Below are 13,868 nucleotides of genomic sequence, written 5' to 3' on the forward strand. Positions count from 1 at the left end.
GAGGACAGGCGAGCAACTCTGTGGCGACTGCCAGCTGACCCCGTGTGATCGAGGAGGGTGAACGATGGGCATCAGGACTCTTCTGCCCGGGCGACTGGGCTTCGGGACCGCGCCGCTGGGGAATATGTACCGTGCGGTCCCCGAGGAGGACGCCGCAGCCACTGTTGATCAGGCGTGGGACGGCGGAGTGCGTTACTTCGACACGGCCCCGTTCTACGGGGCCGGTCTCTCAGAGATCCGGCTGGGAGAGGCCCTGTCACGGCGACCCCGGGATGAGTACGTCCTCAGCACCAAGGTCGGGCGCCTCATCCTGGATGAGACTGAGGACGCGGCCGGTCGTGATCAAGCTGAGACGGGTGGCATCTTCGCTGACGGCCGCCCCAACACGATGATCAACGACTACACCGCCGATGCCACGCTGCGCTCCATCGAGGACAGTCTGGAGCGCCTGCAGACCGATCGGCTGGACATCGTGTGGGTTCACGATATCGCTCAGGACTTCCATGGCGACGACTGGCTGGCCGCCTACGAGTCCGCGCGCACCGGCGCCTTCCGTGTCCTGGCCGGGCTGCGGGAGGAAGGCGTGATCAGCGCTTGGGGTCTTGGTGTGAACCGGGTCGAACCTGTGGAGCTGACGCTCGCCCTCGAGGAGCCTCAGCCGGACGCGTTCCTGCTGGCCGGCCGATACTCGTTGCTGGATCACGAGAAGGCCCTCAGTCGCCTGTTGCCGCAAGCTGTGGACCAGGGCGTGGACATGGTCGTCGGTGGCCCCTACAATTCCGGCGTCCTCGCCGGAGGGGAGCACTTCGAGTACGCCCCGGCCTCCGAGGAGACCCGCGCCAAGGTCGTGCGTGTCCGGCGCCTCGCCGAGGAATTCGGTGTCAGCGTCAAGGCCGCGACGCTGCAGTTCTCTCTGGCGCATCCGGCGACAGCCGCGGTCATACCGGGGGCCACCCGTCCCGAACACGTGCTCGAGGATATCGCCGCTGTGACCGAGCGGGTCCCCGCAGAATTCTGGACAGCACTGCAGCAGGAAAAGATCGTTGCACCTGGAGCGCCCGTTCCCGCGGCCTGACAGCGATCAGCCATGGGGCGCTGCTCCCGGTGCGCAACCCGGAGTCCTGGATAAAGCCGCCACGCAAGCCTGGACCTCCTTCAACGCGACGGCCGCCAGTACGTTCACCGCGGCGTCGGACTGGACCCCCGGTGGTCGCGCTGACGGCTCCGCGCGATGCTCTGGCGCATGTCGCGGTGCTCAGGTTCTCAGGTGCGACGCCCCGTTCAGATCGAGGATCGCCCCGGAGGCCCACTGCGCCTCGGGTGAGGTGAGGTAGAGGATCGCCGCGGCGACCTCGTCGGCGGTTCCCACCCGCCCGAAGGGGCTCTGGGCCCGCAGGCCATCACCGTTCTCGCCGTCGAGTTTGGGCTGCTGGCGCTCGGTGTCGACGAAGCCGGGCGCGACCGATGCGACGGCGATGCCGTGCGGCGCGAGGGCCAGGGCCATGGACTGCCCGAACGCGTGCAGCCCGGCCTTCGCCGCTCCGTAGGCCGGGGCGTCGGGCTCGCCGCGGAAGGCGCCGCGGGAGCCGACGTTGACGACCACTCCCTGGGCGCCGCGGGCAATGAGTGAACTGGCCACGAGATAGGTCAGGTTCGCCGGTGCGCTCAGATCGACGTCGACCATCCGCCTCCAGCGCTGCTGCCACGTCTCGTAGTCGACCTCGTCGACGCGGTGGGAGGTGGCCTCCCCGGGCGCGATGCCGGCGTTGTTGACGAGGATGTCGATCTGCCCCATCCCGGCCTCGGCCTCCTCGACGACGCGGCGAGCGGTCTCGGGGTCGGAGAGGTCGCCGCCGACGAGAATGTGGCCCTGGCCGTGCAGCTGCGCGAGGGTCTCCTCCGCCGAGGCCCTGTCGGCGCCGTAGTGGACGGCCACCCGGTCTCCGCGCTCACTCAGGGCGATCGCCGTCGCGCGCCCGATCCCGCGGGAGGCTCCAGTGACCAGTGCGCATCTCATTCTCGGCTGCCTCGTTCCGTGGTCGCTCGCGGGTGGTCGATCTTGGCGGGTGGTCGATCGCAGTGTCATCCTCGCGCATGGGGCGGCTGTGCGGTGTCCGCATCCGGGCCCGGCCGGTCTGTGCAGCGGATGGGGCCGCCCAGGCCCGGATGCCGTCGCTCATTCGGGGCCGGCAGTTGCGACCCGGCGTCTCGGCCGCGCCAGCGCAGAGCGGGCGAAGAACCCGGCGAAGCGCCCGGCTGCGGTCAGCCGTCGGGCCCGCGTGAAGCCCTGCCCCCGGATCGAGGTCAGGAGCCGGACGAGGTCCGGTGCGCTGATCCTCAGCACCGTCCGGACGGATTGCCCGTCGGCCCCGTCGGCCACCCACTCGGTCCCGTCGGCCCCGTCGGCGGGGGAGACCTCGATGTGCAGCGTCGTCAGCCCCGACAGCAGCGCGAGCGGGTGGCGGCCGGACGTGTGCTTGACGCCCGTGAGCCGGCGGGGCCTGCCTGCGTCGTCGGCGAACTCCAGCGAGTACCGCATGGCCTCATCGCCCCCGCGCGGGAACAGCGAGAGCGTGCCGGCGGTCTCTGCGCCGGTGGCGATGCCCTCGAGATCGATCGTGCCGTGCACGGCGATCGGGTGAGTGCGGTCGGTGAGAAACCTGTCCATGCTGCGGACCTCTGCGCGCAGGCGCAGCTCCGCCCGGGCTCTCGTGCCCGACGGCGTCGCCATGCGTTCGGCGAAGACGACCCCGTCGCCCCTGGTCGCCTCGCGCGCGGCCGCCGCATGGGCGAAGGCGCCGTCCTCCGGCACGGGAGTCGCCTGCACCGCGCCCCATTCGGGGGCGCGCCACTCGGGTCGCCCGGCCGCCCGGATCACCGCCTCGATGGCGCGCTCGGCGCCGGCCAGGATCGTCGCAGACGGGTTCACGCCCGTCGCGGCGGGCACCACGGACCCGTCCATCACGTACAGGCCGGGATAGCCGTGCACCTGGCCGATGTCATCGACCACGCCGGATGCCGCGTCGGCCCCGGGGCGCACCCCGCCTAGGGGGTGGACGGTGATGGTGCGCCGCAGCAGCGACCACGTCGGTGGGTTGTACTGTCGCCCGCCCAGCAGCCGCCGCACCAGCGGCCCCACCCGACGCTGCGAGCGGTACAGGTGAGCCTGCCAGCGATTGCTCCAGCTCAGCGCCGCCTCTCCCGTCTCGTCCAACCGCAGCGTGCCCCGGGCCGAATCCCGGCCCATGGCCAGCAGCGCGAAGGTGCGCGTGGGGTCGCTGCCGCGCAGGTGCTTCCACCAGCGCCGGACGGTGCGCCCCGGCAGCAGCGCGTCGTAGAGCTCCTGCAGGGGAGGCGGGATCGCACCGTCCTGCACCTGGAACCACACCGACCGCCTGCCCTCGGGCACGGACAGCACAGTCGTGGTGGTGATCGTCGGGCCCGTGGTCATGTCCGCGGCATCCCGCGGCATCTCGGCGAGGGTCAGGAAGTCGCCGTTGCCGGAGAATCCCCGGCCCAGCAGCGGCGAGAGGTCGGGCAGGGTGCCGTGGACATCGCGGGCGCGCAGCAGCAGCTCGTTGGTCGCCACCGCCCCGGCGGCCAGCACGACCCGCGGCGCCGTCCAGGCCTGGGGCGGGGCCGACGGGTCCGACGGGGTAGTGGTGGTCACCGCGTAGCCTGCGCGGCCCGATAGGCCTGACGGATCGGGGGTGGCCGCCTGATCCGCAGCGTCGGCGGGACCGCCGTAGCCGGGAACGAGCTCGATCCGGCGGACCTCGGCGTCGGTGACCGCGCGGGCCCCGTGCTGCTCGGCCACCGCGAGATAGGTGACATCCAGGGTGTTCTTCGCACCGTGGTTGCAGCCGATGATGCACTCGCCCACGAAAGCGCATCCGCGCCGCGGCACCCCGTGGGCGTTTGGAAGCCATGTCTCGGGATCCCCGAAGGTCACGGCGAGATTCGGGCGCACCGTGGCCGGGATGTCCATGCCCTGGACCATCTGCTCGATCAGTGAGGTGCGCGGGGCGGGCCTGCCGGTCGCCGGATCGTCCCCGGCCGGGGCGATGCCCATCATGTGCCCGGCCAGCTCGTAGTACGGGTCGAGGCTCTCGCGCCGCAGGTGCGATGGCCACCGCTCGTCCATGACGCCTTCATAGGGGCGGGAGAAGACGTTGGCGTAGACCAGGGAGCCGCCGCCCCAACCCGCCGCCTGCACACTGCCCATCGTGTCCAGCCAGCGGACGTCGTACAGGCCCTGGCCGGCCCGCCACAGCCAGCGGTCCTCCAGCTCGGGCCGGCGCGGGAACTCGCCGAGGGCCCACCGGCGACCGCGCTCGAGCACGATCACGGACAGTCCCGCCTGCGCGAGGCGGGCCGCGGCGACTGCTCCGCCGAAGCCGCTGCCGACGACGATCGCGTCCGCGTCGTAGTGCTGAGCCATGATCAGTGTCCTCGCTGCCGCACGGGGCCCGACTGCTCGCCGTCCTCCCGTGTCCTGGGGATCGTAGAGCCGCCGGATCGGCGGACGCTGAGGTGTGCCCGCCGCGGGGCAGCGGCCAGTGTCCGCAGACGTGCTCCGGCGCTCGGTCGTCAGTCTTCCTCCCCGGTGCGGGCCCGTCCACACATCGGCCGAACCGGCGCTCTATGCGTAACCGCAGTGTTACGCTTTCCGTATGGACGTGTTCGACGCTCTGGCGGACGTGACGCGCCGCCGCCTGCTCCTGCAGCTCGCCGACGGTGCGCATACGGCCGGGGACCTGGCTCGGACGGAGACCATCTCGCGGCCCGCGATCAGCCGCCACCTGAAGGTGCTCCGAGAGGCAGGCGTGCTGGACGTGCAGCAGAACGGGCGGCAGCGCTTCTACGCGCTGCGAGCCCAGGGACTGGAACCGGTTCGCGATCTGGTCGAGCGGATCGCCTCGCCCCCGGAGCCAGCGCCGCCGGTCTCCGAGCATCATCTGGACGCGCTCGAGCTGGAAGTGCGCCGAACCGTGCGTGACCGCCCCGCGAGACAGGATCACCGACAGGAGAACTCCGCATGAACGCCACGCCGCAACCGAACGGACAGCTGGGGGAGGGGCCCCACGGACGTGAGGTCCGCATCGAGCGCCGCTTTCGAGCCCCTATCGACGACGTCTGGGCCGCGATGACCGAGCCCGAGCGACTCCAGCGGTGGATCGGCAGATGGGAGGGTGACCCGGCCACGGGCAGAGTCACGTTCTTCATGACCGCCGAGGGCGACGACGTCGAGCCCGAAGAATTCGCCATCACGGAGTGCAGCCCGCCTCACCGCTTCGCCGCGGACACCAGCGTCGGCGACGGCGCCTGGCATCTGCGGTTCGAGCTGAGCCACGAGGACGGCATCACCACCGTGGTCTTCGCCCAGGCGCTCGGCGACGACCCCCTCGGCAGCGTCGGGCCGGGCTGGGAGTACTACCTCGACCGGCTCGCCCGCACCCTCGAGGGGGAGGACGCCGACGACGTCGACTGGCACAGCTATTACCCGTCCATGAGCGAGTACTACGAGTCCCTCGCGCGATGACCGCGCGGCGGCCGGGAGCCACCCCGTCGGCCGCCCTCGAGCATGATCACGGACGACCCATCCGGGCGCGGCTGTCCATGCGCGGGACGCCTATCGCATCTGCCCTGCATATAACGCGGCAGGTGCGATAGGCGTCCCGCTGACGGTCACGGTCGGAGGCGTCCCGCCGACGGTCGCGGTCGGAGGTGTCCCGCCGACGGTTGATGGCCGGAGGCGGTCGCACGAGTCGCTGGCGGTGACCGCGCGGTGATGCGCCTGACGTTGTCGCCGGCCACCAGGCGTGCGATCTTGGCAGTGAGCCCGGCGAATCGGGCTCCCGGACGAGGGGTGCCGTACCCGGAGTGCGACAAGACGGCCCGCAGGAGGCTGTGATGTCGTGGTTCGTTCTGGTGCTCTCCGGGATGCTCGAAGCGGTGTGGGCCACCGCGCTGGGGAAGTCCGAGGGCTTCAGCCGGCTCGCCCCCACCCTGGTGTTCTTCCTCGCCCTGGCCGCGAGTATGACCGGCCTGACCTATGCGATGAAGGACCTGCCCACCGGCACCGCCTACGCGGTATGGGTGGGCATCGGCGCAGTGCTCACCGTCGTCTATGCGATGGCCACCGGCGAAGAGCTGATCTCGGTGACGAAGGTTCTGTTCTTGCTGATGATCATCGGCGGGGTCGTGGGGCTCAAGCTTGTCCACTGAGCAACCGAACGCCGCTCTCGGCAGGCCCCGGCTAGCTGAGCTGCCCCGTGAACACGGCCGGCCCCACCAGCAGGGCGAAGCCGACGGCGAGCAGCAGCCAGCCCAGGCAGGCGGCCGGCATGTTCGTCGTGGCGTACTGGTCGCCCCAGGACTTCACCCAGCGGCTGGACAGCGCCAGGAGGATCACGCCGATCGCGGCGATCACGATTCCGATCCACATCAGCACGGTGATCATGGGCGACCAGCCTCTCTCTCGTGTCGGGGCGCCCCCGACTCGTGTAGGAACGCAACCATTGTCCGTCGGCGGGGGAGCCCTGCGCATCCATCGCCCTCAGCCGGCCTGCATGACCTCCTGCAGACGGCCGACGGAGGAGGCGTACGGCCACAGCCACACGTCGTCCACGGCCATGTACTCACGGTCCTCCGGCGTGAAGAGATCGGCTGCTTCTCCGAGCGCCATGAGGTCGAGATGCTTGCCCATGCCCTCCACGGGAATCTCGTGCTGCGTCCCGTCGACCGTGATGAGGAGGTGGCCGTCCCCGTCCTCATCCAGTCGCGTCTCGACCTCGGGCTCACCAGTGTGGCGGAGCACCTCGGCGAGGGTCTTGACCACGTCTGGCCAGTCAGAGCTCGGATCATCGAGCGGAGAATCCGGGACGGCGTAGACGTACCAGAAGGCGCCGACGTCGTAGCGGTCGTCGGCCGGGTCCGGGCCCTCGGCGCCCAGGAAGTACTCCCAGGAATCCTCCATGAGAGGATCGTCGAAGACGGAGACGTCGACGCCCTCGCGCCGTGGGATCCCGGCCTCCTCGAGCAGCCGCAGCTTCTCCTCGACGCTCAAGGACTGTGCGGCGCCCGAGGTCTCAGTGGCGCCCGGCGTCTCAGCGGTGCGCGATGCCTCCGTGTTGCGCGACGTTCCCGGGGCGTCCGGCGCCTGGCCGGCGCTCGGCGACGCACCCGCGTCACCGCGCTCTGTGCGTCGTCCCCGCAGCCAATTGAACAGGCCCATGCGTTCTCTCCTCGTCGGTTCCACCGGTACCGGCCGGAGCGCCCGTGCGGCGTCCCCCATCGCGCGGCCACGCTAGCGCGACGGCTCGTCCCCGCCGCAGTCGCGTGGGCTCCTCTCGGGATCCGGGCAGTCGGTCGAGATCGATCGGCGCGCGCCATGCCAGGTCGAAACGCCTCCGATCCGGCAGCTGCGCACATAGGGTCGGGACATGAGCGCATCCCCTTCCTCCCCTCATAGACCCGGCTTCCTCGAGCTGGTCCGCGCCGAAGAGCTGCCCACCACCGCCCACTGGGCCCTGCGCGACTGGATCGCGATCGCGGCCGTCCCCCTGATCTTCCTGGGCGGCTGGCTGGTCGAGGCGGCGACCTAGAGCACCACCGTCCTCGCCATCTCCGACACCAGCATCCGGATCCTTCTGTTCATCGTGCTGGTGATCGCCAACCGCGAGCTGCTGGCCCGGCACTGGCGGGCCATGTGGCGGGCCAAGTGGCGCTCGCTGGGGCTCATCCTCGTCGGCATGGTCGTCATCCAGATCGTGATCTCCCTGCTGGGGGCGATCTTGCGACCGTTGTCCGGGGCGGACCTCACCGAGGAGAGCGTCGTGCCCGAACAGGCGTCGATCGCCTTCGGGGTGGTGCTGTTCGCCTCCCTCGGGCCGACGGTGACCGCGCTGGTCGAGGACTTCACCTTCCGCCATACCCTGCTGATGAAGTTCCCGGTGTGGAACAAGGCCGCCCTGGCCGCGTTGCTGGTGGTGGGCAACGCCCTTGTCTTCGGCCTGATCCACGTCAACAACTTCGACGGGCACTGGCTGCTGACGCTCGCCTACGCCGGCGCGGGCCTGGTCATGAACCTGGTCTACCTGTGGACGCGCAACATCTGGCACGTGCTGCTGATGCACGCCCTGAACAACTTCCTGCTCGGCGGGCCGGTCATCGTCCTGTTCGTTCACCTGATGGAGGGCGCGATCGGGGCGTGAGGCCCCGTCAGTTCACTCGACCATCCCGTTGACCTCGGAGATGGTCGGCGTCGCTCTCGGCCTCTCAGCGCCGCCAGAAGAAGCAGTGGGTGATGCCGCTGGGCGGGGTGACCTTCTCGAGGTGGAAGCGATCGGTGAGATCCTCGGGCCGGTCCCACAGCCGCAGCCCGGTACCCAGCTCCGTGGGGGAGACGGCCACGTGCATCTCGTCGATGAGGTCCGCATCGAGGAACTCCCGGAGAGTGGTGACGCCGCCGCCGATGCGCACGTCCTTCCCGTCGGCCGCTTCCTTGGCGCGCTCGAGCGCTTCGTGCGGGGTGGCCTCGAGGAAGTGGAAGGTCGTCTCGCCGAGGGTGAGGTCCGGCCGCGGGTGGTGGGTGAGGACGAAGACGGGGGAGTGGAACGGGGGCTCCTCGCCCCACCAGCCCTCCCACTCCAAGTCCGGCCAGGGCCCGCGGATGGGGCCGAACTTGTTGCGGCCCATGATCTCTGCGCCGATGTTCCGGGCGAAGTCGCGGGTGATGTAGTCCTCCATGCCGCGGGTGCCGCCGGGATCGGTGCGGTTGACCCAGCTTGCGGTGGCGCCGGCCCAGCCGAACAGGTCGCCGGGGTCCACCTCGCCGAAGGGCCGCTCCAGGGTCTGGTTCTCGCCGGCGCCGATGCCATCGCGGGAGACGTTGAAGTTCTGGACTCGGACTCGCTGGGTCATCGCGTGCTTCCTTCGGGCGTCGTCGCGGCGGGGGTCGCGAACGGGTATGCGTCGACTCAGACTAGAGCTTCGCAGGCGCCTGGCGTTGTCCGATCCTGCGACGATGCCGGTCGGCCGTTGCCGCGCCATGTCGGCCCGCCGCACATCAGCGGCCACCGTGGAAGGGGCCGGACACACCGGTGGCGGCCCCACCGAGGTGGAGCCGCCACCGTGGCGCCCAACGCGCGTCGTCCGGGAGCGCGCGGGAGGGGGCGCCGGTCGTGGGCGCTGGTCAGCGGGAGCCGTCGCCCTTGTCGTCGCGGAGCCCGTCGAGGGCGCCCTTGACGGCGTCCCGGGCATCCTGCGCCTTGTCCTTGGCGGCGGCCTTGGTCTGCTGCGCCTGGCCCTCGGACTCTGCTTCCTTGTCACCGGTGGCCTTGCCGAAGCCTTCCTTCGCCTGGCCGGTCACCTTGTCCTTCGCGTTCTCGAACTTCTCGTCTGCACTCATCGGTGCCTCCTGGTGTCGACGCGAACATGCATTCCGTTCTGGCCGCCCACTATACGAACCACACCGAAGCACTCTCGACCGGGTGGTCGCGCGGGGCCTCACGCCCCGAGGGTCGCTCCGCAGATGGGGCACTGCTCGTACTCCCGCCGGCCCCAGCGCGCCACGGGGAGGACGAAGAAGAGGGTGAACTGCTGGAAGGACTTGCGGCGCATCCACTGAGCCGTGTTGTGGCAGCGCGGGCAGGTGCGCGTCGCTCCCGGGCCGAGGTCCCGCTCCTTCGGAGCGATGGAGAAGATGAAGAACATGGCGTGCTCCTGGTGGCTGTGTCGACGTGCTCCGTTTGAGGTGCTCAGTGCGGCGCCCCGTCAGCCGCCCCGGGCGAACGATTCTGGTCGCCATACCGCCGCAGTGGTCGGAATAAGGGTCGCAGACCGGCAACTACGGCGGTATGGCCACGAGGTGCGGGACGCGCTGATGCGAGGCGGTCCGCGGTGCACGCGGCCCCGGCCGGTTCGCCAGGGGAGCACCCCCTCGTAGAGGCCGCTTGGACCCCGCGTAAACGGCCTCAACGAGGGGGTGCTCGCGGTGCGCCTGCTGCCCCGCGCCCCTTCACGTAGTGGCGGGGGGAGGGGGTGCTCGCGGGGCGTCCGCGGCCCCGCGCCCCTACACGTAGTCGCGGGGGATGGTGGTGCTCCAGGTCTGGGAGTGGATGCGTTCGACCCCCTCCCAGGCATCGAGCTCGGCATAGACGTGGAAGTCGGTGGGCGTGGAGGTCAGCACGGTGCGGGTGGTGGTGTGCGCTGCCCAGTCCCCGCGGGAGAACCCGATGTCCCACAGGGTCTCCCCGCGCACCGAGTTCACGTCGGTCCCCACGAAGCTGTAGGTCTCGTGGGCGTCGCGGCTGACGGTGAGGTCGATGTCGTCGAAGCGCACGGTGCCCAGCCCCTTGACCACGTCCAGCCGGCCGGCGAGTTCGACCAGGTCGCGGCTGACCTTCCACTCGTGGTTGCCCGGCTCCAACCGGGTCGTGGCCAGCGGTTCGGCCCCCTCGGGCTCGCCGAACTGCGGGCTGACCTCGTCCTCCGGGCGGGGACGCACGGGCAGCACCAGTTCGCTGGCTTCGGGGTGGATCGTCAGCCGCACGGGCTCGGGCGGCGGCCACACCACCGGCCAGTACGAGGTGGAGATCGAGACCCGCAGCCGGTGTCCGGCCGGGAAGGACTGCGCCATGCCGTTCAGCCACACCTGCACGGTCTGCCGCTCGCCCGGGACCAGCTCGCTGGGGTCGTCGGAGCCGGTGTGGTGGGTGAGGTTGTGGACCCCGTAGCTGACGCGGGTGGAGGCGCCGTCGGGCGCGATGTCCGAGAGCCGCACGATGACCTGCGCGATCGGCTGGTCCACGGCCACGTCCAGCGAGACCATCGGCGAGCCCAGCACCTCGAGCCGCTCGGTGAGCTCGTCGGAGGTGAAGACCAGGCAGCCGCCGTCCTCCTCGCGCTGGTCGTAGGGCATGTCCGGCGGGGCGTTGTACGAGCACCACTTGCCGGCGAACTGCCCCACCGACAGCGGCGAGCGCACCGATCGCGGCGGGCTGGAGGGGTCGGAGCCGGGCGGGTGGATCCGGTAGTAGCCCAGCGGGTAGTGCGTCGGCTCGATGCGGTCGCTGGGCCAGGAGCTCTCGCCCACCCAGCGGCCCGGCCGCTCCTCGTAGGTGGTGGCCGGTGGGGCGTGGTCCTGCATCCAGATCGTCAGCGCCGGCCGGTCCATCGCGCCGTTGTCCCGCCGGTCCTTCAGCCAGTGATCCCACCAGTCGACCATCTCCTGCAGGAACCCGATGGCCGGTCCGGGCTCGCCGAGGTGTGGGTACTTGTGGCTCCACGGGCCGATCAGGCCGCGCACCGGGGAGTCCAGGCCGGCCAGCAGGCGGAAGACGGCGTTGGAGTAGCCGTCGGCCCAGCCGCTGACGGCGAGCACCGGCACCTCGATCGCCGAGTAGTCCTCGATCACGGAGCCGTGGCGCCAGTAGTCGTCGCGCCGCTGGTGGCGCAGCCACGTATCCAGCCACAGTCCGCTGTTCTCCAGCCGCTCCAGCCACATCTCGCGCCAGCTCTCGCCCACCACAGCCGGGTCGGGCGGGCAGCCGTTGTAGGCGAACATGGTCGAGGCCCAGGAGAGGTTGTCCGTGAGCAGGCAGCCGCCCATGTAGTGGACGTCGTCGGTGTAGCGGTCATCGGTGGAGCACACGGTGACGATCGCGCCGAGGCTCGGGGGCCGACGGGCCGCGACCTGCAGGGCGTTGAACCCGCCCCAGGAGATGCCCATCATCGCGGTGCGGCCCGAGCACCACGGCTGCTCGGCCATCCACGCCAGGATCTCCTCGGCGTCGCGCAGCTCCTGCTCGAGGTACTCGTCGGTCAGCACCCCCTCGGAGTCGCCGCTGCCGCGCAGATCCACCCGCAGGCAGGCGTAGCCGTGCCCGGCCATGTAGGGATGGTGGATGGAGTCGCGCTGGGCGGTGAGGTCGCGTTTGCGATAGGGGATCAGCTCCAGGATCCCGGGCACCGGCTTGGTGTCCGAGGAGACCGGCCGCCACATCCGCGCCGCCAGGCGCGTCCCGTCGGACATCTCGATCCACAGGTGCTCGGTCTCGGTGACCTCGTGCGGAAAGCTCGTCACGGTCCTCATCCGGTCTCCACGTCTCCTCTCGTCACGATTCTGGTCCGTTCGTCGCGTTTCCGGCCCTTGGTCAATGCCTGAGCGCTCGTCCCGGCTCGAGGGCGCTCGTCACAGCTCCAGCCCGGAGTCCGAGATCGTCGTCCCGTCGGCGGCGACCTCGTCGATCCGGAAGTCCAGCGCCTCCACGCAGCGCTGGAAGGCACGGGTGATGGTGGCCTCGTCGTCCCCGCCCGTGAAGATCGTGGCCATCACGTAGCTGTAGGCGTCCTCCGAGACCCGCTGCGAGAGGCGCTCGCCGACCACCGCCGTCACCTCGATGGTGGTGCCGGGCAGCTCGCGCTCCAGCTCGGCGATCTGCTCGCCGGAGGGGACCGCGCGCACGATCCCGTCCTCGCGGAAGACGCGCAGGAACCACTTCGCGGCCATCCCGTAGGGGCCGGTGCGGTGGGGCAGCTGCGGCGTGCGGCCGAAGGCCACATCCAGCATGGCCTGGTGGTTCGAGACACCGTCGACCATCTCGAACAGCAAAGCGTGGGACTGGGAGTGGCGCGCGTTGACCTCGAGCACGTTGATCGCGCCGGTGCTCTCGTTCCAGAAGAACTCGACGTTGAAGGTGGAGTCGGTCAGCCCCGTCGCAGTGATCACCGCTCGCGCGATGTCGCTGAGGCGCTTCTGGATCTCCCACGGAGCCGATGAGGGGTACTGGTAGCGCAGGAAGCTCGAGCTGTCCGGGTAGTCGAAGGAGTCGATCGCGCCGTAGACGACGACCTCGCCGCCGTGGCTGAACCCCTCCAGTGTCATCTGACGCCCGCTCACGGCGGCCTCGACCAGGCAGGCCTGCCCGCCGATGCGCTCGATCTCCGGGGGCAGCGGGACCATGTCCAGCACGTCCTGGAACGGCGACCCGAGGCGGTCGATGACGGCGCGCACGTCCGGCAGGTGGCGGCGCAGATCCGCGTCGTCCTCGAGCCGGTAGGCACCCTCGGACGACGCGGAGTTGACCGGTTTGATCCACACCGGATAGCTCATGCCCTCGGGCAGCACCGGCTCGGGGATGTCGAGGTCGAGCAGGCCGAACGCGGGTACCTCCTCGATCGCGTCGGCCTGGACCAGCCGCGCCCAGTACTTGTGCTCGCAGCGCAGCACCGCCCGGAGGTCGGCCGACGGCAGCCCGTAGCGGGAGCACAGGATCGGCACCATCTCCACCATCGGGAAGTCCCAGAAGCTGACGATCGCGTCGATCGGATCGGCGGCGTCGCGCAGTTCCTCCTCCGCCCGGTGCAGCAGCTCGTGGATGTCGATGTGGGTCGACTGCAGGTCCCGGCGCGCCAGCAGGCGGTGGAACTCGAGGTCCGCGGCGCCGGGCAGGCGGCGAAGGATCTCCAGGTTGTGCTGGTCCAGCCCGAGGACGAAGACGTGGCGCGTCATGTTCGATCTCCTTCGACCGTGGTGCGGGGTGCTCGCGTCAGCAGAGCCCGGTGCCCTCATAGTGCGGGAGAGGGCAGGCCGCGTAAAGGCGCTATGACCGGCCGGTCAGCGAGCGCGGGGGGGGGGGGCGCGCCCCCCCCGCCCCCCCCCCCCCCCCCCCCCCCCCCCCCCCCCCCCCCCCCCCCCCCCCCCAAAAACACCACCCCCCACCACCCCCCCCACCGACGTCGCCTCCGCCCGCGGTGACCACCCCGACATCGTCGTCGCCCAGCAGAGCTACCTCCAGGAGCTCGGCGACATCGCCCCGGTGATGGTCCCGATCGAGAACTTCGTCGACGTCGACCACGTCGAG

The 13,868-nt window shown here is 70.5% G+C and carries 15 protein-coding genes and 1 riboswitch; of the genes, 6 read left to right on the forward strand and 9 right to left on the reverse strand.

Annotated elements, in window-relative coordinates:
• Positions 1–64 precede the first annotated feature (64 nt).
• Positions 65–1,075 (forward strand): aldo/keto reductase, encoded by a 1,011-nt coding sequence (locus tag AC5020_RS01805; RefSeq protein WP_464986995.1) that lies wholly within the window; start codon positions 65–67, stop codon positions 1,073–1,075.
• A 180-nt stretch (positions 1,076–1,255) separates the two neighbouring features.
• Here AC5020_RS01805 and AC5020_RS01810 read toward each other — a convergent pair whose 3' ends face one another.
• Entirely contained in the window at positions 1,256–2,017 is a 762-nt protein-coding gene (locus AC5020_RS01810; protein ID WP_464986996.1) for an SDR family NAD(P)-dependent oxidoreductase, read from the reverse strand.
• A gap of 159 nt (positions 2,018–2,176) precedes the next feature.
• Positions 2,177–4,441 (reverse strand): GMC oxidoreductase, encoded by a 2,265-nt coding sequence (locus AC5020_RS01815; protein WP_464986997.1) that lies wholly within the window; start codon positions 4,439–4,441, stop codon positions 2,177–2,179.
• A 232-nt stretch (positions 4,442–4,673) separates the two neighbouring features.
• On the opposite strand from AC5020_RS01815, the gene AC5020_RS01820 reads away from it, so the two are divergent.
• The 3 genes from AC5020_RS01820 (at position 4,674) to AC5020_RS01830 (ending at position 6,228) form a co-directional block, all read left to right on the forward strand.
• The gene (locus AC5020_RS01820; protein ID WP_464986998.1) at positions 4,674–5,042 is read left to right on the forward strand and encodes an ArsR/SmtB family transcription factor; all 369 of its coding nucleotides are present in this window, start codon (positions 4,674–4,676) and stop codon (positions 5,040–5,042) included.
• The gene (locus tag AC5020_RS01825; protein ID WP_464986999.1) at positions 5,039–5,542 is read left to right on the forward strand and encodes an SRPBCC family protein; all 504 of its coding nucleotides are present in this window, start codon (positions 5,039–5,041) and stop codon (positions 5,540–5,542) included. The genes AC5020_RS01820 and AC5020_RS01825 overlap by 4 nt, the downstream gene beginning before the upstream one ends.
• A gap of 293 nt (positions 5,543–5,835) precedes the next feature.
• Positions 5,836–5,903, forward strand: a riboswitch (guanidine-III (ykkC-III) riboswitch).
• A gap of 10 nt (positions 5,904–5,913) precedes the next feature.
• Positions 5,914–6,228, forward strand: a complete 315-nt coding sequence (locus tag AC5020_RS01830) for a DMT family transporter (RefSeq protein WP_464987000.1) — start codon at positions 5,914–5,916, stop codon at positions 6,226–6,228.
• Between the two features lie 31 nt (positions 6,229–6,259).
• On the opposite strand, the gene AC5020_RS01835 is transcribed toward AC5020_RS01830, so the two are convergent.
• Positions 6,260–6,463: a hypothetical protein gene (locus AC5020_RS01835; RefSeq protein ID WP_464987001.1), complete on the reverse strand. Its 204-nt coding sequence runs from the start codon at positions 6,461–6,463 to the stop codon at positions 6,260–6,262.
• A gap of 96 nt (positions 6,464–6,559) precedes the next feature.
• Positions 6,560–7,237: a hypothetical protein gene (locus AC5020_RS01840; protein ID WP_464987002.1), complete on the reverse strand. Its 678-nt coding sequence runs from the start codon at positions 7,235–7,237 to the stop codon at positions 6,560–6,562.
• A 208-nt stretch (positions 7,238–7,445) separates the two neighbouring features.
• On the opposite strand from AC5020_RS01840, the gene AC5020_RS01845 reads away from it, so the two are divergent.
• Both AC5020_RS01845 and AC5020_RS01850 read left to right on the forward strand, forming a co-directional pair.
• Entirely contained in the window at positions 7,446–7,607 is a 162-nt protein-coding gene (locus tag AC5020_RS01845; RefSeq protein ID WP_377015670.1) for a hypothetical protein, read from the forward strand.
• Positions 7,608–7,667: 60 nt separating this feature from the next.
• Complete coding sequence (locus AC5020_RS01850) at positions 7,668–8,216, forward strand: CPBP family intramembrane glutamic endopeptidase (protein ID WP_464987003.1); 549 nt, start codon at positions 7,668–7,670, stop codon at positions 8,214–8,216.
• A 64-nt stretch (positions 8,217–8,280) separates the two neighbouring features.
• On the opposite strand, the gene AC5020_RS01855 is transcribed toward AC5020_RS01850, so the two are convergent.
• The 5 genes from AC5020_RS01855 to AC5020_RS01875 form a co-directional block, all read right to left on the reverse strand.
• Complete coding sequence (locus tag AC5020_RS01855; protein WP_464987004.1) at positions 8,281–8,925, reverse strand: dihydrofolate reductase family protein; 645 nt, start codon at positions 8,923–8,925, stop codon at positions 8,281–8,283.
• A gap of 271 nt (positions 8,926–9,196) precedes the next feature.
• Entirely contained in the window at positions 9,197–9,412 is a 216-nt protein-coding gene (locus AC5020_RS01860; RefSeq protein ID WP_377015679.1) for a CsbD family protein, read from the reverse strand.
• A gap of 98 nt (positions 9,413–9,510) precedes the next feature.
• Complete coding sequence (locus AC5020_RS01865) at positions 9,511–9,717, reverse strand: zinc ribbon domain-containing protein (RefSeq protein ID WP_464987005.1); 207 nt, start codon at positions 9,715–9,717, stop codon at positions 9,511–9,513.
• Between the two features lie 358 nt (positions 9,718–10,075).
• Positions 10,076–12,097: a CocE/NonD family hydrolase gene (locus AC5020_RS01870; RefSeq protein ID WP_494564380.1), complete on the reverse strand. Its 2,022-nt coding sequence runs from the start codon at positions 12,095–12,097 to the stop codon at positions 10,076–10,078.
• Positions 12,098–12,196: 99 nt separating this feature from the next.
• The gene (locus AC5020_RS01875) at positions 12,197–13,516 is read right to left on the reverse strand and encodes an ATP-grasp domain-containing protein (protein WP_464987007.1); all 1,320 of its coding nucleotides are present in this window, start codon (positions 13,514–13,516) and stop codon (positions 12,197–12,199) included.
• Positions 13,517–13,868 lie beyond the last annotated feature (352 nt).

The sequence above is a fragment of the Brachybacterium sp. SYSU DS0246 genome (genome assembly GCF_059391765.1).

What these genes read in the sequence shown, in the direction of transcription:
- AC5020_RS01805 (WP_464986995.1), top strand. Translation starts at nt 65, where the DNA reads ATGGGCATCAGGACTCTTCTGCCCGGGCGACTGGGCTTCGGGACCGCG.
- AC5020_RS01810 (WP_464986996.1), bottom strand. Translation starts at nt 2,017, where the DNA reads ATGAGATGCGCACTGGTCACTGGAGCCTCCCGCGGGATCGGGCGCGCG.
- AC5020_RS01845 (WP_377015670.1), top strand. Translation starts at nt 7,446, where the DNA reads ATGAGCGCATCCCCTTCCTCCCCTCATAGACCCGGCTTCCTCGAGCTG.
- AC5020_RS01840 (WP_464987002.1), bottom strand. Translation starts at nt 7,237, where the DNA reads ATGGGCCTGTTCAATTGGCTGCGGGGACGACGCACAGAGCGCGGTGAC.
- AC5020_RS01835 (WP_464987001.1), bottom strand. Translation starts at nt 6,463, where the DNA reads ATGATCACCGTGCTGATGTGGATCGGAATCGTGATCGCCGCGATCGGC.
- AC5020_RS01815 (WP_464986997.1), bottom strand. Translation starts at nt 4,441, where the DNA reads ATGGCTCAGCACTACGACGCGGACGCGATCGTCGTCGGCAGCGGCTTC.
- AC5020_RS01855 (WP_464987004.1), bottom strand. Translation starts at nt 8,925, where the DNA reads ATGACCCAGCGAGTCCGAGTCCAGAACTTCAACGTCTCCCGCGATGGC.
- AC5020_RS01820 (WP_464986998.1), top strand. Translation starts at nt 4,674, where the DNA reads ATGGACGTGTTCGACGCTCTGGCGGACGTGACGCGCCGCCGCCTGCTC.
- AC5020_RS01870 (WP_494564380.1), bottom strand. Translation starts at nt 12,097, where the DNA reads ATGAGGACCGTGACGAGCTTTCCGCACGAGGTCACCGAGACCGAGCAC.
- AC5020_RS01865 (WP_464987005.1), bottom strand. Translation starts at nt 9,717, where the DNA reads ATGTTCTTCATCTTCTCCATCGCTCCGAAGGAGCGGGACCTCGGCCCG.
- AC5020_RS01830 (WP_464987000.1), top strand. Translation starts at nt 5,914, where the DNA reads ATGTCGTGGTTCGTTCTGGTGCTCTCCGGGATGCTCGAAGCGGTGTGG.
- AC5020_RS01875 (WP_464987007.1), bottom strand. Translation starts at nt 13,516, where the DNA reads ATGACGCGCCACGTCTTCGTCCTCGGGCTGGACCAGCACAACCTGGAG.
- AC5020_RS01860 (WP_377015679.1), bottom strand. Translation starts at nt 9,412, where the DNA reads ATGAGTGCAGACGAGAAGTTCGAGAACGCGAAGGACAAGGTGACCGGC.
- AC5020_RS01825 (WP_464986999.1), top strand. Translation starts at nt 5,039, where the DNA reads ATGAACGCCACGCCGCAACCGAACGGACAGCTGGGGGAGGGGCCCCAC.